This window comes from Nocardia veterana NBRC 100344 (genome assembly GCF_000308855.1).
GTDB classification, from domain to species: Bacteria; Actinomycetota; Actinomycetes; order Mycobacteriales; family Mycobacteriaceae; genus Nocardia; species Nocardia veterana.
In genome coordinates this window covers 30,055-48,973 of record NZ_BAGM01000096.1, presented here as the reverse complement: position 1 = coordinate 48,973, position 18,919 = coordinate 30,055, and the positions used below count along the sequence as shown (strand labels likewise).

At 69.0% G+C, this 18,919-nt stretch carries 18 protein-coding genes; 15 read left to right on the top strand and 3 right to left on the bottom strand.

Annotated elements, in window-relative coordinates; all coding sequences use genetic code 11:
• Nucleotides 1-298: 298 nt before the first annotated feature.
• The 3 genes from mgtE (at nt 299) to nrdF (ending at nt 3,777) form a co-directional block, all read left to right on the top strand.
• The gene (gene mgtE / locus ON37_RS18025; protein ID WP_083893087.1) at nt 299-1,804 is read left to right on the top strand and encodes a magnesium transporter; all 1,506 of its coding nucleotides are present in this window, start codon (nt 299-301) and stop codon (nt 1,802-1,804) included.
• A 154-nt stretch (nt 1,805-1,958) separates the two neighbouring features.
• The gene (locus ON37_RS18020) at nt 1,959-2,480 is read left to right on the top strand and encodes a hypothetical protein (RefSeq protein WP_040720787.1); all 522 of its coding nucleotides are present in this window, start codon (nt 1,959-1,961) and stop codon (nt 2,478-2,480) included.
• A gap of 334 nt (nt 2,481-2,814) precedes the next feature.
• Nucleotides 2,815-3,777: a class 1b ribonucleoside-diphosphate reductase subunit beta gene (gene nrdF / locus ON37_RS18015; protein ID WP_040720786.1), complete on the top strand. Its 963-nt coding sequence runs from the start codon at nt 2,815-2,817 to the stop codon at nt 3,775-3,777.
• 90 nt (nt 3,778-3,867) lie between these two features.
• Here the strand turns inward: nrdF and ON37_RS18010 are convergent, their stop codons facing one another.
• Entirely contained in the window at nt 3,868-4,734 is an 867-nt protein-coding gene (locus ON37_RS18010; RefSeq protein WP_210741429.1) for a LysR family transcriptional regulator, read from the bottom strand.
• A 114-nt stretch (nt 4,735-4,848) separates the two neighbouring features.
• On the opposite strand from ON37_RS18010, the gene ON37_RS18005 reads away from it, so the two are divergent.
• The gene (locus tag ON37_RS18005) at nt 4,849-5,349 is read left to right on the top strand and encodes a nuclear transport factor 2 family protein (RefSeq protein WP_040720785.1); all 501 of its coding nucleotides are present in this window, start codon (nt 4,849-4,851) and stop codon (nt 5,347-5,349) included.
• Between the two features lie 13 nt (nt 5,350-5,362).
• Nucleotides 5,363-6,163: an SDR family oxidoreductase gene (locus ON37_RS18000; protein ID WP_051031731.1), complete on the top strand. Its 801-nt coding sequence runs from the start codon at nt 5,363-5,365 to the stop codon at nt 6,161-6,163.
• Between the two features lie 270 nt (nt 6,164-6,433).
• On the opposite strand, the gene ON37_RS17995 is transcribed toward ON37_RS18000, so the two are convergent.
• Nucleotides 6,434-6,877 (bottom strand): MarR family winged helix-turn-helix transcriptional regulator, encoded by a 444-nt coding sequence (locus ON37_RS17995; RefSeq protein ID WP_040720782.1) that lies wholly within the window; start codon nt 6,875-6,877, stop codon nt 6,434-6,436.
• A gap of 56 nt (nt 6,878-6,933) precedes the next feature.
• Between ON37_RS17995 and ON37_RS17990 the strand changes: the two genes are divergently transcribed.
• Nucleotides 6,934-7,308, top strand: a complete 375-nt coding sequence (locus ON37_RS17990; protein ID WP_040720780.1) for a VOC family protein — start codon at nt 6,934-6,936, stop codon at nt 7,306-7,308.
• A 267-nt stretch (nt 7,309-7,575) separates the two neighbouring features.
• Nucleotides 7,576-8,055, top strand: coding sequence for a hypothetical protein (locus tag ON37_RS17985; RefSeq protein WP_174362115.1), 480 nt, complete (start codon nt 7,576-7,578; stop codon nt 8,053-8,055).
• Nucleotides 8,056-8,090: 35 nt separating this feature from the next.
• Here the strand turns inward: ON37_RS17985 and ON37_RS17980 are convergent, their stop codons facing one another.
• Nucleotides 8,091-9,167, bottom strand: a complete 1,077-nt coding sequence (locus ON37_RS17980) for an ABC transporter substrate-binding protein (protein ID WP_051031730.1) — start codon at nt 9,165-9,167, stop codon at nt 8,091-8,093.
• Between the two features lie 221 nt (nt 9,168-9,388).
• Here ON37_RS17980 and ctaD point away from each other — a divergent pair, with 221 nt between their 5' ends.
• The 8 genes from ctaD to ON37_RS17940 all read left to right on the top strand — a co-directional run bounded on the left by ctaD (nt 9,389) and on the right by ON37_RS17940 (nt 18,914).
• Entirely contained in the window at nt 9,389-11,125 is a 1,737-nt protein-coding gene (ctaD, locus tag ON37_RS17975) for an aa3-type cytochrome oxidase subunit I (protein WP_040720778.1), read from the top strand.
• A gap of 189 nt (nt 11,126-11,314) precedes the next feature.
• Entirely contained in the window at nt 11,315-12,616 is a 1,302-nt protein-coding gene (gene serB, locus ON37_RS17970; protein WP_245553250.1) for a phosphoserine phosphatase SerB, read from the top strand.
• 106 nt (nt 12,617-12,722) lie between these two features.
• Nucleotides 12,723-13,601, top strand: a complete 879-nt coding sequence (locus ON37_RS17965) for an aminoacyl-tRNA hydrolase (RefSeq protein WP_083893098.1) — start codon at nt 12,723-12,725, stop codon at nt 13,599-13,601.
• A 221-nt stretch (nt 13,602-13,822) separates the two neighbouring features.
• A complete protein-coding gene (locus tag ON37_RS17960; RefSeq protein WP_040720907.1) occupies nt 13,823-14,653 on the top strand; it encodes an ABC transporter ATP-binding protein in 831 nt (276 codons plus the stop codon).
• Between the two features lie 67 nt (nt 14,654-14,720).
• Nucleotides 14,721-15,551 carry an NUDIX hydrolase gene (locus ON37_RS17955; RefSeq protein WP_040720776.1) on the top strand — a complete coding sequence of 277 codons (831 nt, stop codon included), beginning with the start codon at nt 14,721-14,723 and terminating at the stop codon, nt 15,549-15,551.
• A 161-nt stretch (nt 15,552-15,712) separates the two neighbouring features.
• Nucleotides 15,713-16,477 (top strand): enoyl-CoA hydratase-related protein, encoded by a 765-nt coding sequence (locus tag ON37_RS17950; RefSeq protein ID WP_040720775.1) that lies wholly within the window; start codon nt 15,713-15,715, stop codon nt 16,475-16,477.
• Nucleotides 16,478-16,513: 36 nt separating this feature from the next.
• On the top strand, nt 16,514-17,488 hold the full coding sequence (locus tag ON37_RS17945) for a class I SAM-dependent methyltransferase (protein WP_040720774.1): 975 nt from the start codon (nt 16,514-16,516) through the stop codon (nt 17,486-17,488).
• 181 nt (nt 17,489-17,669) lie between these two features.
• Nucleotides 17,670-18,914 (top strand): THUMP-like domain-containing protein, encoded by a 1,245-nt coding sequence (locus ON37_RS17940; protein WP_040720906.1) that lies wholly within the window; start codon nt 17,670-17,672, stop codon nt 18,912-18,914.
• Nucleotides 18,915-18,919: the final 5 nt, after the last annotated feature.

The window sequence follows — 18,919 nt, the reverse complement described above, 5'->3', positions numbered from 1 at the left end:
GGCTTCAGCGGTTCGGTATTGCAGCCCATTGAGGTGTAACCTGCATGCGGGCGCTGTGCGTCCCTGCGATGACCGGGCGACGGTGCAGGTCATCCGGATGCCGGGACGGCATCCGAAAATTCTCCGACGGTGAAGTGCTGACGACGAGGAGGTGGGTAGCTGTGCGAAGCGAACCCCCGAGTCGAAGGCCGCGCGGCGCCGTCCTCCCGTACGTCCGATAGAGCTTTCGGTTGGCGAGGTCGGTGCCTCGCGGTGATTCGCGATCCCGTACCCACTCGCAGTTTGCCGAGGTTCTGTCATGTCGACCGATCTGTTCTTTGCCGCGCCCGCACGTCCCGACGTCCCGGACGAGAGTCGCCCGAACACCCGTACCGAGTCCGGGCGGTACGACGCCGACGGCTCGGATGTGAGCGTGGCCGACAGCGCCGTCCGCACCACCGCACCGTCCGAAGCGACTGTCGCCGAACAGCATTCGGACCATGTCTCGCTCCGCGACCTCATCGACGACCGGCGCGTCGACGCCGCGTTGACCTGGCTGGACGAGCATGCCCCGCACCGGATCGCCGACGAACTCGCGCGCATGGACGCCGTGCATGCCGGCATCGCGTTCCGGTTGCTGGACAAGGATCGGGCGCTGGCGGTGTTCGAGGAACTCGAGCCGGTGGACCAGCAGCAGATCCTCGCCGGAATGCGCGATCAGAGCTTCCGGGAGCTGGTCGAGGGAATGGACCCCGACGACCGGGCGCGGATGCTGCGGGAGGCCCCCGCGACCGTCGCCAAGAAGGTGCTGGCCGGGCTGAGCCCGCGCGAACGGCGGATGACCGCGGCGTTGCTCGGCTATCCCGAGGGTTCGGTCGGTCGCTACATGACGCCGGAAGTTGTTGCGCTGCACCGTGACCTGACCGTCGAACAGGCGCTGCGGGTGGTTCGTGCCAAAGGGGCGCACGCGGAGACCGTCTACACGCTGCCGGTGGTGGACGGCGGTCGCCGGCTCACCGGTGTGGTCGAGATGCGTGAGCTGGTCCTCAGTGATCCGGCGACGATGCTGACCGAACTCGTCGTCACCGCACCGGTTTTCGCCCGTGCCACCGATGCCGCGGAGAAGGCGGCGCGGCTCATGCGGGAGACCAATCTGATCAACCTGCCGGTGGTTGACAGCGAGGATCGGCTGGTCGGCTTGCTGACCATCGATGATGCCGTCGAGGTCATCGAGGCGGCCGACAGTGAGGACGTGGCGCGCCAGGCCGGGGCGAGCCCGTGGGCCGGCCACTACATGGCCGCCGGTGTGTTCCAGCTGGCCCGCTACCGCGCGATGTGGTTGCTGTTGCTGCTGGTCGCGGCCACGCTGACGGTCACCGTGACCGATGCGTTCGAGGCGACCCTGGCCCAGGCGGCGCATCTGGCGCTGTTCATTCCGCTGCTGATCGGCGCGGGCGGCAATGCCGGGGCGCAGGCGGCGACGTCGTGTGTGCGCGCGTTGGCCGTCGGTGAGGTGCGCGTCTCCGACTTGTTGAAGGTCATCTGGCGGGAATGCCGGGTCGGCCTCGTGCTCGGGTCGATGCTCGCGGTGGTCGGCATGGTGATCGGCGCGGCGTTCGTCGGCGCGCAGATCGCGCTGGTCGTCGGCATCACCCTGGTGATCATCTGTGGCTGGGCGGCCACCATCGGCGGCACGATGCCGCTGCTGGCCAAGAAGCTGCGCATCGACCCGGCGGTGATCTCGGCACCGATGGTGACGACGCTGGTCGACGCGACGGGCCTGATCATCTACTTCACGACCGCGAAGCTCGTCCTCGGCATCTGATTCGCTCACCACGAAACAGCCACGAGGACAACGATTTACGGCCGCCCTGGTCGAACGGACTGCCGGCGGTCGCGGCCGGGCGCAGGCCGTCGGATTCGGCCGTCGCCCGGTGGGTTTGCGCGCCCGAAGGGCGAATCGACCACATACTGTTCGCATGACATGGCATCTGCGAGCGAATTTCGTACGCAAGACCGCGATCGTCGTCGCGCTCGCGGCGCCCCTGGCGCTGGGCGCGGCCGGGGCGACCGCCGGCGCGCAGCCGACGGCCGTGCTGCCGGTTCCCGTGGTCACCGGTCCGGAAATCGGGCCGGGGGGAGTGCCGGGCGGTCTGTTCCAAACGGTTTCCGTGACGGCCACGCCGGGGGACCAACCGGGCACGCTGACCTTCGCGGCGGCGACGCCGGCGCCGTACAACACCCAATACAACTATCGGTGGCTGACGGTCCAGTGGCGCAATCTGCGGACCGGGGCCACCGGTGCGGTCGATCTCCGGCATTGGATCGATGCCGGCAATACCGTGGAGAAGAGCTACGCCGCGACACTGCCGCTCCAGGCCACCGCGCTCACCGGGGCGGGGCCGGTGGTCGTCACCGTCGCCCACGAGCGCGAACAATTCCAGGCACCCCCGCAGTCGACTGCCATCGTGCCCGGCTTCGGTGTGGTGATGGTGCCCTGAGAACGGGCGAGCAGGAGGGGTAGCGGCCGGCGGTTCGATCGCGGGATTCGGAACAAAAGGGCGGGGCCGCAACCGGGCGGCCCCGTGCCGATGGTTGTGGCTAACTTCCGGCACGACGGCTGCGGCGCTGTGGGCCGCGTGGGACCGGAGTCCCGTGCGACGGTGATGCGCCGGCGGCTGCGATGTGGAACTTCCCACCCCGGAACGCATTTGCCCAGGGAGCTCCGGGACACAAGGTGTTGTGTTATTCGTTGTTGTCGTGCCCCAGTAGTAGTGTCCAGGTTGACATATAACGGTGTGGTCCGGCGAGGGTCAGAAGGGTGAGTGAGCGGGCGTGAAGCTGATCGATCGAGTGTCTGCGATCAACTGGAATCGGGTGCCCGACGAGAAGGATGCCGAGGTCTGGGACCGGCTGGTCGGCAACTTCTGGTTGCCGGAGAAGGTTCCGGTGTCCAACGACATTCCGTCGTGGAACACGCTGAACCCGCAGGAGAAGCAGTTGACCATGCGTGTGTTCACGGGGCTGACCCTGCTGGACACGATTCAGGGCACGGTCGGCGCGGTGAGCCTGATTCCGGATGCGCGCACCCCGCACGAAGAGGCGGTGCTGACCAATATCGCGTTCATGGAGTCGGTGCACGCCAAGAGCTACAGCTCCATCTTCTCCACACTGTGCTCCACCCGTGAGATCGACGACGCCTTCCGCTGGTCGGAGGAGAATCCGAACCTGCAGCGCAAGGCCGAGATCGTGCTCGAGTACTACCGGGGCGACGAGCCGCTCAAGCGCAAGGTGGCCTCCACGCTGCTGGAGAGCTTCCTGTTCTACTCCGGCTTCTACCTGCCGATGTACTGGTCCTCGCGGGCCAAGCTGACCAACACCGCCGACCTGATCCGTCTGATCATCCGCGACGAGGCCGTGCACGGCTACTACATCGGCTACAAGTATCAGAAGGGCTTGGAAGACCTCACCGCCGCTGAACAGGAAGAGCTCAAGAACTACACCTTCGAGCTGCTGTTCGAGCTGTACGAGAACGAGGTCGAATACACCCAGGACCTCTACGACGAGGTCGGCCTCACCGAGGACGTCAAGAAGTTCCTGCGCTACAACGCCAACAAGGCGTTGATGAACCTCGGCTACGAGGGTCTGTTCCCGCGCGACGAGACCGACGTCAACCCGGCGATCCTGTCCGCGCTGTCGCCGAACGCCGACGAGAACCACGACTTCTTCTCCGGCTCGGGTTCCAGCTACGTCATCGGCAAGGCGGTCAACACCGAGGACGAGGACTGGGAGTTCTGAGCAACCACCGTGGACCCGGACGTATCGCGTTGCGTGCGTCCGGGTTTCGCGTTTTCGGCCGGCCTCGCGCCGCGATGACCGGCGTGCGGCTCAGCGGCCGTCCCGCATCGAGGCCGCCGCGGCCTCGCTGAACGCCCGGATTCGGGCACTGGTCCGATCGACCGGCCAGATCAGTCCCCACTCCAGCGGCCCGGTATCGGCCAGCGGCACATAGGTGATGTCCGGGCGGGCGTGGTAGCGCTGCGCGTGCGCGCCGATCGGCAGGACTCCCTGCCCGATCCCGGCCAGGGTCAGCGCTTCCTGCAGCGTGCCGGCCGCCGGGCCCGGACCCGGTTCGTGGGACGGTGCGACCGCGCCGGCCAGGCGGATGACGGGCACGTCGCCGAGTTCGGCGACCGGGACCGCTCGTCGGCGCGCCCACGGGTGGCCGGCGGCGACGGCGAGGACGTACGCCTCCCGGACCAGCACCGGACCACGGGTGAAACCGTCGGCTTCGATCTCCTCGAACGGGCACAGGCACAGATCGATATCGCCGGCACGTAACCGCTCCCGAATCTCGGCGCCCTGCACCTCCCGGACGTGCACCTCGCAGCCGGGAACTCGCCGCCGGAATTCCTCGGTGGCGCCGATCAGCAGCTGTGCTGCGGCCGGTCCGTCGAAACCCACTCGTAGTACCCCGGTCAGGCCGCGCCCGGCATCCACGGCACGCTGCCAGGCGGCGAGCATCTCGTTCCAGGCGGGCCGCAGTTCGGTCACCAGCTGCCGTCCGACCGGTGTGAGTTCGACGCGCCGGCTGGTGCGTTCGAACAGGGCCACCCCGGCGCGCCGCTCCAGCTTGCGGATGGTCTGGCTGACCCGCGCGGTCGACACCCGCAGCCGCTCGGCGGTACGGCCGAAATGCAATTCCTCGGCCAGGGTCAGCAGGGTCTCCACTTCGTGCCGCTCGATCACCGTCATCCCATCGTTAAGTCTGGCGTAACGATCGTGTCGCAAAGGCTCGTTGTTCGCCAATCGCCCGGCCAGCAGAGTGAACAGCGAGGCAAGCACGCCAGCCGAGTCGAGGAGAGTTCTATGAGCACCCAGCAGGCAGTGAGCGCACCGTCCGCCGACCCCGCGGCGGTCGTGGCGGAGTTGCGAGATCGCGCCGAAATCGCCGACGCGCTGTATCGATTCGCGCTCGGCCAGGACACCAAGGATCGGGAGCTGTTCGCTTCGGCGTTCACTGCCGACGCCGAACTGGATTTCCGGCCCGCCGCGGCGTGCTGGGGCGCAGCGCCACCGGTGATGATCGGCCGCGAGACCATCGTCACCACCATCCTGGCCATGTTCACCGGGCGGGTGGAGACCACCCATCAGGTCACCAACCCGCGCATCACCGTCGACGGCGACACCGCGCGGATGACCGCTCTGGTCGAGGCTCAGCACCTGCTCACCGCGGATCGGTCGACGCACGCCCTGCTGAAAAACCCCTACGAGGTCGAACTGCGACGCGACGGGGACCGCTGGCTCATTCACCGGATGCGCATCGACAACACCTGGTTCACCGGGGACCCCACCGCCATTTTCGCCTGAAAGGACACGACCGATGACTTCTCGAAAGAACACGAACTCCGTTCCGGGGCAACCGACGAAGGTCGCGGTGCTGGGTGGTACCGGACTGATCGGCACCCGCATCGTCGCGGCGCTGTCCGCCGCCGGGCACGACGCGTCCGCGCTGTCGCGATCGACGGGCGTCGATCTGTTCACCGGGCGCGGCCTGGCGGACGCCCTCACCGACGTCGAGGTCGTCGTCGACGCCACGCAGGCGCCCGTTCCCGACGACAGCGCCGCCGAATTCTTCCGCGCCACGGTCGGCAATCTGCACACCGCCGCGCAGCAGGCGGGGGTGCGGCATCTGGTGCTGCTGTCCATCGTGGGCGTGGACCGAGCGCCCGACCTCGGCTACTACCGTGCGAAAACGTTGCAGGAGCAGCTCTTCGCATCGGGGCCGATCCCGTATTCGATCGTGCGAGCCACCCAATTCTTCGAATATCTCGACGAGATCATCTCGTGGACGAGCGATGCCGACACCGTCCGGTTGCCGGCTACCGAACTGCAGCCGATCGCCGCCGCCGAAGCGGCCCGGTTCGTCGCCGAGGTCGCCGCCGGGCGGCCGCTGCAGGGCACCGTCGAGGTCGTCGGTCCCGAGATCGCAGGGCTCGACGAACTGGGCCGCACCATACTCACCGCGCGCGGTGACCGACGCGCCGTCGTAACCGACCCCACGGCCGGTCCCTTCGCACTGGCGCCCCGCACCGCGCTCACCGCCGCCGCGCCCGCCTACACGGCACCCACTCGTTATCGCGACTGGCTGGCCGGCGACACCTCCGTGGCGCACGGCCGATGAGGTCTCGTCCCACGCCGCGGTCCGATGGCGCCGCGGCGCTCGGCCGGTCGACGAGCGGCCGTCCGACGGTCTCGGCCGTTCGCGAGAGTCCGGACGTCTTCGCCGACTCGGGCGTCCTCGGTGCAGCGGTGCGTGCGCAGAGCCGGGGGCAGGAGTCCCGGTAGCGGTGCCGACGTGGGCCGGACCCGCGCGTATCGCGTTGCGCACGTCCGGGTTTCGTGTTCGAGGTCCTTCCGACGGCGCGGCTGCGCACCGACGAGTGGTGTGACCTCAGTTCGTCGGGCCCAGGGCGTCGGCACATGCGGTGAGGTCTCGGCGCAGACGTTCGGCGTGGCCGGTGGGCAGGGCCGCGATCATTCGAGCCTCGACGGCCGCGACGGCGCGACTGGCCTGCGTCAGCAGCCGGGCGCCCTCGTCGGTCAGCTGGGTCGGTAATGCCCGCCCGTGCGGTGCGGCGGCCGGGCGCGCCAGCAGACCGCGATCCTGGAGTCCCTGCAGCACCGTATGCATGGACTGCCGGGTGACGAATGCGCCGCGGGCCAGTTCGGCGGCGGACAGGCCCGGGCGCTGGCCCAGCAATTCGAGGCACGCGTACTGCGGAACGCTCAGGCCCAACGGCCGCAGCGCGGAATCCATCGCACCGCGCAGCGCCGCGGCGGCCTGCTTGAGGGCATAACCGACGGACGAATCGAGATCCACCTGCTCTTGCGTCATGTCAGGATTCTGACATACGCTTCTATGTCAGAACCCTGACATAGAAGGAGAGGCTCATGTCGACTGTCACCGGACCCGACTTCCTGGCGCTGCAGGTACGCGATGTCCCCGCGGCGGCCGCGTTCTACGAAACGCACCTCGGATTGCGCCGTGCTCCCGTGAGTCCGCCGGGAGCGGTCGTATTCGACACCGCCCCGGTGTCTTTCGCGGTGCGCGAGCCGTTGCCCGGCGTAGATCTGGACGCGGTCGCGCCGCGGCCCGGGGTCGGTGTGGCGCTGTGGCTGCACGCCACCGATGCCCAGCAACTGCACGACCGACTGGCCGGCGCCGGAGTCTCGATCCTCGCCGCTCCCGTGGACGGACCCTTCGGCCGCACCTTCACCTTCGCCGACCTCGACGGATACGCCGTCACGATCCACGACCGCGCCTGAGGTGAGCGGTGTCGCGGACTCGGGCGCGGTCGGCGTCGCCGATTCGGCCGACCGGCCGAGTGTTGCCGCACGTCGATCGCGCCGGGGTGCCGCGATTCGATGCCGGACGGACCGGGGGGGGTGTCGGTGACTCGCGCAATCCGTTCGGCCAGGTCGGCGTAGTCGACCGGGGCGGTCGTGCCGGCGAGGCCGGCCCGAGGTCGGATTCCGGCTGCGGCGCGGTGGGGGTAGGTGCCGGTCGTGCCGACCGCTCGGTATCATTCGAATATGTGTTCGAGTTCCGGTCGGGATGTGTCACGGGCGGAGAAGACGGCGGCGGACAAGGTGGCGGCCGGGGAGCCGCGACGGCTTCCGGGAGATGTTCCGCGGACCGAGGGGACCGAACCGCAGCTGCAATATCCGAACGAGACGGGCTACTACTACCGGGTGCTGGTGCAGCCGCCGAAACCGGTGTGGGTGCGGTTGGATGCCATTCTGATTCGGGATCCGGGTGCGCCGCGGCATGTGAACGGGGCGGGGCTGGATATGACGGGGGAGCGGCCGGGGACGTTGACGCACTGGGTCCCCGCGTACAGCGGGGATTGGCTGGGTCGGGTGAATTTCTCGGTGTGTTATGCGGACGGGCGGGCGCCGCTGCATCTCACCGATCAATTGGTGCCCGCGTACGCACTACGTCCCCGCGCGGCGAGCGATGATCCACGCCGGGCGCCGAAGAACCGGACGTCGTCGTCGGTCGAGGAACAGTGAGGTAACGCGGACGCCCGGTCCGACTCGATCCGCACTCAGTCGGTGACGTATCCGTTCAACGTCTTACGCAGATCGTCGAGGATCGCCCGCGCCGCGGTGAGCCCGGAGCCGTGCCAGATCTCGTCCTCGACGGCGAAATTGCGTTTGTCGACGATGGCGCCGAGCTTCTTCCAGTCGTCGCTACGCATCACCGATTCGCCGTGGCTCTTACCGTCCGGGCCGTCGAACATCAGATAGATGATGTCGCCCTCGACCTTGTCGCGATCGTTCTGCGAGGCGAGGCTGTCCACCGTGAACGAGCCCTCGCGTTGCGCGCCGGGGCGCTGCACCCCGGCGTCGGCGAGAACCCGGCCGGCGAAGGTGTCGCTGCCCTGAACCTGAATGTCCTTGGCGGAGAAGCGGATCACCGACGCCTGCGAGAAGTTGGCGGCAATCGAGGCGCCGGTCTCGCGGGCATCGGTACGGTAGTCGGCGAGCGCTTTCGCCCCGGCGCCGCCGCGGCCGAGCGCGTCGGTGTAGGCGGTGAAATCGTCCTCCCAGTCGTGACGATCGACCAGGACGGTCGGCGCCACCCCGCGCAACGCGGCGAGATCCCCGTCACCCGCGCTGCCGAGAATCAGATCCGGTTGCAGCGCGGAGATTTTCGCCGTGTCCACCGATCCCGTGACGCCGACACTCGGAATCTTCAGTACGCCGGTGCCCAGATAGTTCGGTTGCGGCGTCGGTCCGGTGAGTGTGGTCGCCCCGACCACCCGCTCCCACAGTCCGACCGCGCACACCGCGTCCAGCGCCGCGGTATCCAGTACGACAATGCGTTTCGGATCGGCCGGTACCTGGGCGCCCGCCACCGTGCGAGTGCCCGAGGCCTGATCGGGGGCGCTGGGCAGGGCGCAGGCCCGGCTGGTGTCGCGTTCGATGCCGACCACGCTCGCCCCGGCGATGTTCGTGGTGGTCCGGACGATCGAACTCGACGCGTCGTCACCCCCGGTGCCGCAGCCGGTGACCAGTGCGACCACCGCGCCGATCGCCGCGCCGCCGAGCGCCAGCCGGCGCGCGCAGGTGCGCTTGCGGGTCTTGAGGTTTCGGGTGGAGACGCGTTCGCTCACCGGCATGCAGCGTAGGGTACATGCGCCCACCGACCGGAGCCGCCCGCCCTGGCGGATCGGGGCAGGGCACGGCCCCGGCCGGGGAATTACGACACAGAGTAGGACCCGTTCGGACGCCGGTACGGCCACGGTTTACGATGCCTCTAGCGCAAGCCACCGTCGTTTCGTCATGCGCCGGAACGCACGAGCGTGCGAAACGAGCAGAAGGCACACCTTCAGGAGGATCAGTGACTGCTGTAGAGCCCCAGCCAGTCCCCAAGCTGGAAGCGACACGGCCGTATCCGGCACGACTGGGCCCGAAGGGTTCGTTCATCTACAAGGCCGTCACCACCACGGACCCGAAGGTCCTCGGTGTGATGTACCTGGTGACCGCGATGTCGTTCTTCATGATCGGCGGCCTGATGGCGTTGCTGATGCGTGGTGAGCTCGCTCGTCCGGGTCTGCAGTTCCTGTCGCCGGAACAGTTCAACCAGCTGTTCACCATGCACGGCACGATCATGCTGCTGTTCTACGCGACCGCGATCGTGTTCGGCTTCGCCAACATCGTGCTGCCGCTGCAGATCGGTGCCCCCGACGTCGCCTTCCCGCGGCTGAACGCCTTCAGCTACTGGCTGTACCTGTTCGGCGCGACCATGGCGACCGCGGGCTTCATCACTCCCGGTGGCGCCGCCGACTTCGGCTGGACCGCCTACACCCCGCTGTCGGATATCGTGCACTCCCCGGGTGTCGGCGCCGACCTGTGGATCATGGGTCTGGCCGTCTCCGGTCTGGGCACCATCCTCGGTGGTGTCAACATGCTGACCACCGTCGTCTGCCTGCGCTGCCCGGGTATGACCCTGTTCCGGATGCCGATCTTCACCTGGAACATCGCCGTCACCAGCGTCCTGGTGCTGCTGGCCTTCCCGCTGCTGACCGCCGCGCTGATGGCGCTGGCCTACGACCGCCACCTGGGCGGCCACATCTACGACCCGGCCACCGGTGGCGCCCTGCTCTACCAGCACCTGTTCTGGTACTTCGGCCACCCCGAGGTGTACATCATCGCGCTGCCGTTCTTCGGCATCGTGTCCGAGATCTTCCCGGTCTTCAGCCGTAAGCCGATCTTCGGTTACACCACCCTGGTCTACGCGACCCTCGGTATCGCCGCCCTGTCGATCGCGGTGTGGGCGCACCACATGTACGCCACGGGCGCGGTGCTGCTGCCGTACTTCTCGTTCATGACCTTCCTGATCGCGGTTCCGACCGGTGTGAAGTTCTTCAACTGGATCGGCACCATGTGGAAGGGCCAGCTGACCTTCGAATCGCCGATGCTGTTCTCGGTCGGCTTCCTGGTCACCTTCCTGTTCGGTGGTCTGTCGGGTGTCATCCTGGCCAGCCCGCCGCTGGACTTCCATGTGTCCGACACCTACTTCGTCGTCGCGCACTTCCACTACGTGCTCTTCGGCACCATCGTGTTCGCCACCTTCGCGGGTATCTACTTCTGGTTCCCGAAGATGACCGGCCGCATGATGGACGAGCGTCTGGCGAAGTGGCACTTCTGGGCGACCATGGTCGGCTTCCACACCACCTTCCTGGTCCAGCACTGGCTGGGTGCCGAGGGTATGCCGCGTCGGTACGCCGACTACCTGCCCACCGACGGTTTCACCACCCTGAACACCGTCTCGACGATCGGTGCCTTCATCCTCGGTGCCTCGACGCTGCCGTTCATCTGGAACGTCTTCAAGAGCTACCGATACGGCGAGGTCGTGACCGTCGACGATCCGTGGGGCTACGGCAACTCGCTGGAGTGGGCGACCACCTGCCCGCCGCCGCGGCACAACTTCTACGAGCTGCCGCGGATCCGGTCCGAGCGCCCGGCCTTCGAGCTGCACTACCCGCACATGGTGGAGCGGATGCGGGCCGAGGCGCACGTCGGCTGGGGTTCGAAGTCCCACCACGTGGCCGAGCTCGAGAAGGTGCCGAGCTAGTACCGACCACACCCCGGCGCGGCGGCCGTCCAGTGCGACGGCCGCCGCGTTCGGCGTTGTGGGCCCGGTCGCCGGCCGCGAGCGACCGCTGCGCGCCGATGACCGGACCCGACCTGAGAGAATGGCCCCTGGTCGCCGGATCGAGAATCGTCGGCGCGAGTCGAGCTGTGACGAGAAATGGAGTTACGCGTGGGCACGTCCGAGTCCGACGGTGGCACCGCCATCGAGACGACGGTGCTGATCACGGTCACCGGGCCCGATAAGCCGGGCGTGACCTCGGTGCTGCTGGCGGCGCTGTCGCGGCACGGAGTGAGCCTGCTGGACGTGGAGCAGGTCGTGATCCGGGGCCGGTTGACCCTCGGCGTGCTGATCACCAGCCCGGGCGATCCCGAGGAGTTGCAGGATCAGCTCGAGGACGCGATGGCGACCGTCGGCATGGAGGTCGACGTCGAGATCGGGGCCAATTCGGTGTCGGGTGCGCCGCTGTCGACCCATGCGGTGGTCGTGCTCGGCAGTCCGGTCACCGCGCGCGCGTTCAGCACCATCGCCCGGACGCTGGCCGCCCAGCAGGTCAATATCGACTCCATCCGCGGCATCGCCGACTACCCGGTCACCGGTCTGGAACTGATGGTGACCGCCCCGGCGACCGTGACCGAGTCCGCCGGCAAGGAGACCGCCGGGTCGGATGGCGGCGCGGACCCGCACGCCGCGGAGACTCGGCTGCGCACGGCGCTGGCCGAGGTCGCCGGCAAGGAGAACGTCGATGTCGCGGTCGAGCGCGCGGGTCTGGCCCGGCGGGCGAAGCGGTTGATCGTCTTCGATGTCGACTCCACCCTCATTCAGGGGGAGGTGATCGAGATGCTGGCCGCGCACGCCGGTGTCGAGGAGGAGGTCCGCAAGGTCACCGAGGCCGCCATGCGCGGCGAGATCGACTTCTCCGAATCGCTGCGCCAGCGCGTCGCGACCCTCACCGGACTGGACGAGACCGTGATCGATCAGGTCGCCGAACGGATCGAGCTCACGCCGGGTGCGCGGACCACGATCCGCACCCTGCGCCGGCTCGGGTTCCGCTGCGGTGTCGTGTCCGGCGGTTTCCGCCAGGTCATCGAACCGCTGGCGCACGAGCTGGAATTGGATTTCGTGCACGCCAACACCCTCGAGGTGGTCGACGGCAAACTGACCGGCAAGGTGATCGGCGAAATCGTCGACCGGCCCGGAAAAGCGGTGGCGCTGCGGCGTTTCGCGGCCGAGGCCGGGGTGCCGATGGAACAGACCGTCGCCGTCGGCGACGGCGCCAACGACATCGATATGCTCAACGCCGCCGGCCTGGGTATCGCCTTCCAGGCCAAGCCCGCGCTGCGTGAGGTCGCCGACACGGCCCTGTCGCACCCGTTCCTCGACGCCGTGCTGTTCATTCTGGGCGTCACCCGCGACGAGGTCGAGGCGGCGGACGCCCGCGACGGTTTGCTGCGTCGAGTGCCGCTGAGCTGAGACGGCGCCGGTCGGCCCCGGGTCGCCGTACCGCATCCGAGCCGGTCGGCACCGGTCGCGGGCGGCGGCCGGGTGGCGATCGGGCGAGCACGATCCGGAGATGACGATGACAGAACGCGAGACCGACACCGCGACACCCCGGACCGAGCGGTCACCGGGTCCGGAAACGCCCGGTGCCGTGGCGAGTACCGACCCAACGGCCGCCACCGCACCGCCGCGGCTGGATTCGGCTTTCCGGGCCCGGCATGCGGAACTGGCGCTCGGCTACGGCGGCACCGGTGATCCCGACGATCCGGCACAGGTGCAGGCCATGCAGATGGTGCTGCACATCCCGAAGGCCGGACCGCCGGTGCGCAGTGCCGTCCTGGAGGCGGCGGCCGCGGCGGCCGTCGCGCTCTGCCTCGATCCGCGCGTCGGTCCGGGCGGGGAGTGGGAAGCGCGCTATCTCGCCTGGAAGCGCTCGCGTATCCGGAAGGTGGCGCGGCGGGCCCGCGGCGCGCAATGGCTGGCGGCCAACGACGTCGACGGCGTCACGATCGAGGTGGACGGTGCGCAGGCCCGTGCCCTGGTGCCCGGCCCGGTCGGCGAGGTCGATCCGCGGATCCGAAAACTCCAGATCGGTGGCACCGATCTGGAACACGACGAGCCCGGGCCTGTCGATCCGGAACTGCCTGTGCTGTGGGTGAATTCGGCCCTGGGCATGACGGTCGGCAAGGCCGCCGCACAGGTCGGCCACGCGAGCATGCTGCTCGCCGGTGCGCTGCCGGTCGAGCAGGCTTTCGCCTGGGCGCAGCGCGGATTCCGCTGTGCGGTCCGCGATGCCGATCGGCACGGCTGGGCCGAACTGTGTGCGCGAGCGACGGGTCACGGTGGGCCGGAGACGATCGCCGCCGTCCGGGATGCCGGATTCACCGAAGTCGCGCCGGGCTCGATGACGGTGATCGCGGTGGCGCCCGAGTTGACCGTGGCACTCGGCGAGCGGTAACCAGCGGCGCACGACCCCTCGGCGAACGCGAGGTCGGCAGCCGACGCGCTGTCGGCTGCGGGCTCGGCGCGCCGTGGTGTGTCGAGCGCCGTAGGGTGCTCAAACGTGCGGAATCTCACTGTGGCAATGGCCGATTCGGATCGTGCGGGCGGATGTGGCCGACTATGACGGATACCGTGCACACCGACCACGTTGGCAACGGTTCGAGCGCGTCGGCAAAGATGGAGCTCGTGCCGCAACCGGATCCCGATCTGCTCATCGATTTCAACGAGGTGACCGTCCGGCGGTCGGGCCACACCCTGGTGGGCCCCGTCACCTGGCAGGTGGAACTCGACGAACGCTGGGTCGTACTCGGCCCCAACGGCGCCGGTAAGACCTCGCTGCTGCGGATGGCCGCCGCCGAGCTGTATCCCAGCTCGGGCTCGGCGGTCCTGCTGGGCGAGGTGCTCGGCAAAACCGATATCAGCGAATTGCGTCCGCGCATCGGTCTGTCCTCGGCGGCGGTGGCCAGCCGGATCCCGCTCGACGAGAAGGTCTCCGATCTGGTGGTCTCGGCCGGATATGGCGTGATGGGCCGCTGGCGCGAGAGGTACGACGAGATCGATACCGACCGCGCGGTGGACATTCTGGAAAGCCTGGGTGCGGAACATCTTTCCGATCGCTCCTACGGCACGCTGTCCGAGGGTGAGCGCAAACGGGTGCTCATCGCCCGCGCGCTGATGACCGATCCGGAGCTGTTGCTGCTCGACGAGCCGGCCGCCGGACTGGATCTGGGCGGTCGTGAGGAACTGGTCGAGCAGCTCGGTGATCTGGCCGCCGATCCCGATGCGCCCGCGACGGTGCTGGTCACCCACCACGTTGAGGAGATTCCGCCCGGCTTCACCCATGCGTTGCTGCTCAACGAGGGCGATGTGGTCGCCCAGGGGCTGCTGTCGGATGTGCTGACCGCGGAGAATCTCAGCGAGGCGTTCCGGCAGTCGATCGCCCTCGATCGGATCGACGGTCGCTATTTCGCCCGGCGCGCACAGCGTTTCGGTCGCCATCGTGCCTGAGCCGGGCTCCCCGGATGCCGGTCGAGGGACCTGCTGCCGATCGGAACCAAGCGAGCGTTAGGGTGCGATGGTGAGTGAAACTGTGTCGGAAACCGAGCCGGCCGCGCCGAAGGACGCCTCGACCGTGGTCCTCGTCCGGGACGGCGCCTCCGGTCCGGAGGTCTTTCTGCAGCGACGGGTCAAGGCGATGGCCTTCGCGGCGGGGATGACGGTCTTCCCCGGCGGTGGAGTCGATCCCTCCGACGCGGATGCGGAGATCGCCTGGGCCGGTCCGGACCCGAGCTGGTGGGGCCGGCGTTTCGGAGTCGACCGCGCTCGCGCGCAGGCGCTGGTGTGCGCCGCGGTGCGGGAGACGTTCGAGGAATGCGGTGTCCTGCTGGCGGGGCCGACCGCCGACACCGTCGTCTCGGACACCGTGGCCTACCGCGCCGCGCGGGAGAAGCTCGAGCGCCGCGAATTGTCGCTGGGCGACTTCCTGGCGAGTGCGAATCTGGTGCTGCGCGCCGACCTGTTGCGGCCGTGGGACAACTGGATCACGCCGGTGGTGGAGCCGCGGCGCTACGACACCTACTTCTTCGTCGCGGTCCTGCCCGAGGGGCAGCGCGCCGACGGGGCCACCACCGAGGCGCACGAGGTGGCATGGCGAACCCCGGCACAGGCGTTGGATCGCTGGCGTGCGGGTGCGGACGTCCTGTTGCCGCCGACCTGGACGCAACTGAGCTCGATCGCCGAATTCGCCTCCACCGCGGATATTCTCGCGGCCGAACGGTCGATCGCGCCGATCATGCCGGTCTTCGAGCCGGTCGACGGGAAGCCGATGCTGCAGTTCCCGAACAACACTCGCTATTTCGCCGATATGCCGGACGCGTCCCGGTTGCAGGGCTCGAAGCGAGAGTGAGCGGGTTGCCCGCCTGCCCGGCCTCGACGATCCTCCGGGTCGCGGTGGTGGCCTCGGCGCCGCTCGGCGGTCGTCGGTTCGGCTCGTGGTCCTGGGCGGTGTGCGAGCGCGACCGGATGCCGATCGTCGGTCGCTCCCGCCCCGCACAGTAGGCTCGCGCGGTGGCCGAATTCGTGACCGTGGACCGTGTCGAGGCGGGTATCGCCGTACTGCGTTTCGCACGGCCGCCGCTGAATCTGATCAACCTGCAACTGGCTCTGGAGCTGTCGGCGGCCGCGGCGGATCTCGCCGGGGACGGCGACGTGCGGGCGGTGATCGTCTACGGCGACGAGCGAATCTTCAGCGCGGGCGACGATGTGGCCGAACTCGCGGAGTGGACGGCGGAACAGGCCGGCGCCATCGCCCCGGATCTGCAACGGGCGCTGGGCTGCCTGGCCCGAATTCCGCAGCCGACCATCGCCGCGATCACCGGGTATGCGGTCGGCGCGGGCCTCGAGCTCGCGCTGGGCGCCGACCGCCGGTTGATCGGCGACAACGTCAAGCTCGGCCTGCCCCAGATCCGGACCGGTCTGATTCCGGTGGCGGGCATTCGCCGGCTGGTGCTGCTCGTCGGCCGCGCCCCGGCCGAGGATCTGGTGTGCACCGGCCGCTACGTCGATGCCGAGGAGGCCGCCGCGATCGGCCTGGTCGACGAGGTGGTCGCCCCCGACGACGTCTTCGCGGCCGCGCTGCGCTGGGCCCGGCAATTCAACAGCGGCCCGGCCCGTGCGCTCGCCGCCGCGAAACGCGTTTTCGAGGCCGGTCCGCACGGCCTGGACCGCGCCCGAACCGAGTGGGCGGCCCTGTTCGAGACGGAAGACCGCAGCATAGGAACACGTTCCTATTCGGCGTCGGGTCCGGGTGCCGCGGAATTCCTGGGCCGCTGACCCACTCCGCGTGATCACTCGATACGCTGTGCCACCATGACCGCACGTCTTGACGACCCCGCGCCGAACCCGCACGCCACCGAGGCCGAGGTCCAGGCCGCGCTCACCGACAACAAGCTCGCGCAGGTCCTCTACCACGACTGGGAGGCCGAGACCTACGACGACAAATGGTCCATCTCCTACGACGAGCGCTGCATCGAGTACGCGCGCGGCCGCTTCGACGCCGTCGCCCCGAATGCGCCGCTGCCGTACGAGCGGGCCCTCGAACTCGGGTGCGGCACCGGCTTCTTCCTGTTGAACCTGATGCAGGCCGGGGTGGCGAAATCCGGTTCGGTGACCGATCTTTCGCCGGGCATGGTCAAGGTCGCGACCCGCAACGCGCAGAACCTGGGGCTGGATGTCGACGGCCGGGTCGCCGACGCCGAGACCATCCCCTACGAGGACAACACCTTCGACCTGGTCGTGGGACATGCTGTGCTGCACCACATTCCGGATGTCGAGCAGGCGTTGCGGGAATGCCTGCGGGTGCTGAAGCCGGGCGGCCGTTTCGTCTTCGCCGGTGAGCCGACCACCATCGGCAACTTCTACGCCCGCAAACTGGGCCAGATCACCTGGAAGGTCACCACCGAGGTGACCAAGCTGCCGTTCCTGTCCGACTGGCGGCGCCCGCAGGCCGAACTGGACGAGTCGTCGCGGGCCGCGGCCCTGGAAGCGGTCGTCGACCTGCACACCTTCGATCCCTCCGACCTCGAGGACATCGCCCGCCGGGCCGGTGCGGTGCAGGTGCACGCCGAGACCGAGGAGTTCGCGGCCGCGCTGTGGGGCTGGCCGGTGCGCACCTTCGAGGCCGCGGTGCCGGACGAGAAACTCACCTGGCGCTATCGGATGGCGCAGTACAAGGCGTGGCTGGGGCTGAGCAAGCTCGACGAGAAGGTGTTGCGCCACGTGGTGCCGCGGCAGTTCTTCTACAACGCCATGATCACCGGTGTGAAGCCGGGCGCCGGAAAGTAGTGCGCGGCCGGCCGTTTCGCGTGCGGGCCGCTCTCGCCGGTCCGCCGCGGATCGCCACGAAGGTCCGGCCGGATTCCGCGCCGCCCGGCGCCGCAGTCCCGCCGCGTAACGTTGCGGGCCATGTCGACGGATGCCGGGCGGTGCGCGCGTCGTCGCCGCGGCACCGACCGGAGCCGCGCTGATGGGGTACGAGTTCAGCGCGCGGGATATCGACTATCTGACGACCCCGACGGGCCGGGATGCGCTGGCGGCGGCAGCGTCGCGGCCGTTGACGCCCGCGACGCTGCTGCGCGACCTCGACGTCCTGCGCCGCGAGTGCGGCGACCACACGGCCGCGGTGGTCGAGACCGTGCAGTTGCGGCGGCGGGCGGAGACCAAACTCGCCGATGCGGCGCACTGGCTGCTCACCGACGATGCCCTGCAGCAGGCGACCCCGACTGTGGTCGCCCGGTATCGGGCCCGGCGCTTGGCGGGCCGGCCGGTGCACGATGTCACCTGTTCGATCGGCGCGGAACTGGCCGCGCTGCATCGGGAATGCCCGGTGGTACTCGGCAGCGATCTGGACCGGCTGCGGTTGGCGATGGCCGCGCACAATCTGGCGGATGCGCCGAATGTCGCACTGGTCCGGGCCGACGCGCTGCGGCCGTGCAGCCGCGACACCGTCGTGCTCGCCGATCCCGCGCGCCGGGCGGGCGGGCGCCGCACCCACGATCCGGCTCGGTTGCAGCCGCCGCTCGCGCCGCTGCTGGCCGCCTATCGCGACCGTGATCTGGTCGTGAAATGCGCTCCCGGACTGGATTTCGACCGTTTCGCGCCCCGGCGGCCCGGCACCCACCCGCTCTCCGAGCGCGCCGGGCGGGGGCCCGACGGTTACGAGGGGCTGTCCTGGGACGGCGAGGTCGAGGTGATCTCCCTCGACGGTGCGGTGCGGGAAGCCTGCCTCTGGTCGTCCGGCCTCACCGATGGCGGGGTGCGCCGGCGGGCGACGGTGTTGTCCGGCGACGGTACATTCTGGACGCTCACCGACACCGAGCCGGACGAGATTCCGGAACGCTCACCGGGCGAATGGATCGTCGACCCCGACGGCGCGGTCGTCCGCGCCGGGCTGGTCCGCCACTACGCCGCGAAATACGGTCTGTGGCAGCTCGATCCGAGGATCGCCTATCTCACCGGCGATGCGGTGCCCGCGGGCGTGCGCGGATTCCGCGTTCTCGAGCGGCTCGAGTTCCGGGAGAAGGCGTTGCGCGCCGAACTGCACCGCCGCCACTGCGGTCCGCTGGAAATCCTGATCCGCGGCGTCGACATCGACCCGGACGCGCTCCGGCGGCGGATCAAACCACGCGGCGACACTCCCCACACCGTGGTCCTCACACGAATCGGCCGGACCGCAACGGCATTCGTGTGCGAAACGCCGGCCGCTCGCTGAGCCGG

Bases quoted from the DNA above. Each gene is read 5' to 3' on its own strand.
- mgtE (WP_083893087.1), top strand. From the start codon at position 299: ATGTCGACCGATCTGTTCTTTGCCGCGCCCGCACGTCCCGACGTCCCG.
- ON37_RS18020 (WP_040720787.1), top strand. From the start codon at position 1,959: ATGACATGGCATCTGCGAGCGAATTTCGTACGCAAGACCGCGATCGTC.
- ON37_RS18010 (WP_210741429.1), bottom strand. From the start codon at position 4,734: ATGACGGTGATCGAGCGGCACGAAGTGGAGACCCTGCTGACCCTGGCC.
- ON37_RS18005 (WP_040720785.1), top strand. From the start codon at position 4,849: ATGAGCACCCAGCAGGCAGTGAGCGCACCGTCCGCCGACCCCGCGGCG.
- ON37_RS18000 (WP_051031731.1), top strand. From the start codon at position 5,363: ATGACTTCTCGAAAGAACACGAACTCCGTTCCGGGGCAACCGACGAAG.
- ON37_RS17995 (WP_040720782.1), bottom strand. From the start codon at position 6,877: ATGACGCAAGAGCAGGTGGATCTCGATTCGTCCGTCGGTTATGCCCTC.
- ON37_RS17990 (WP_040720780.1), top strand. From the start codon at position 6,934: ATGTCGACTGTCACCGGACCCGACTTCCTGGCGCTGCAGGTACGCGAT.
- ON37_RS17985 (WP_174362115.1), top strand. From the start codon at position 7,576: ATGTGTTCGAGTTCCGGTCGGGATGTGTCACGGGCGGAGAAGACGGCG.
- ON37_RS17980 (WP_051031730.1), bottom strand. From the start codon at position 9,167: ATGCCGGTGAGCGAACGCGTCTCCACCCGAAACCTCAAGACCCGCAAG.
- ON37_RS17965 (WP_083893098.1), top strand. From the start codon at position 12,723: ATGACAGAACGCGAGACCGACACCGCGACACCCCGGACCGAGCGGTCA.
- ON37_RS17960 (WP_040720907.1), top strand. From the start codon at position 13,823: ATGGAGCTCGTGCCGCAACCGGATCCCGATCTGCTCATCGATTTCAAC.
- ON37_RS17955 (WP_040720776.1), top strand. From the start codon at position 14,721: ATGGTGAGTGAAACTGTGTCGGAAACCGAGCCGGCCGCGCCGAAGGAC.
- ON37_RS17945 (WP_040720774.1), top strand. From the start codon at position 16,514: ATGACCGCACGTCTTGACGACCCCGCGCCGAACCCGCACGCCACCGAG.
- ON37_RS17940 (WP_040720906.1), top strand. From the start codon at position 17,670: ATGGGGTACGAGTTCAGCGCGCGGGATATCGACTATCTGACGACCCCG.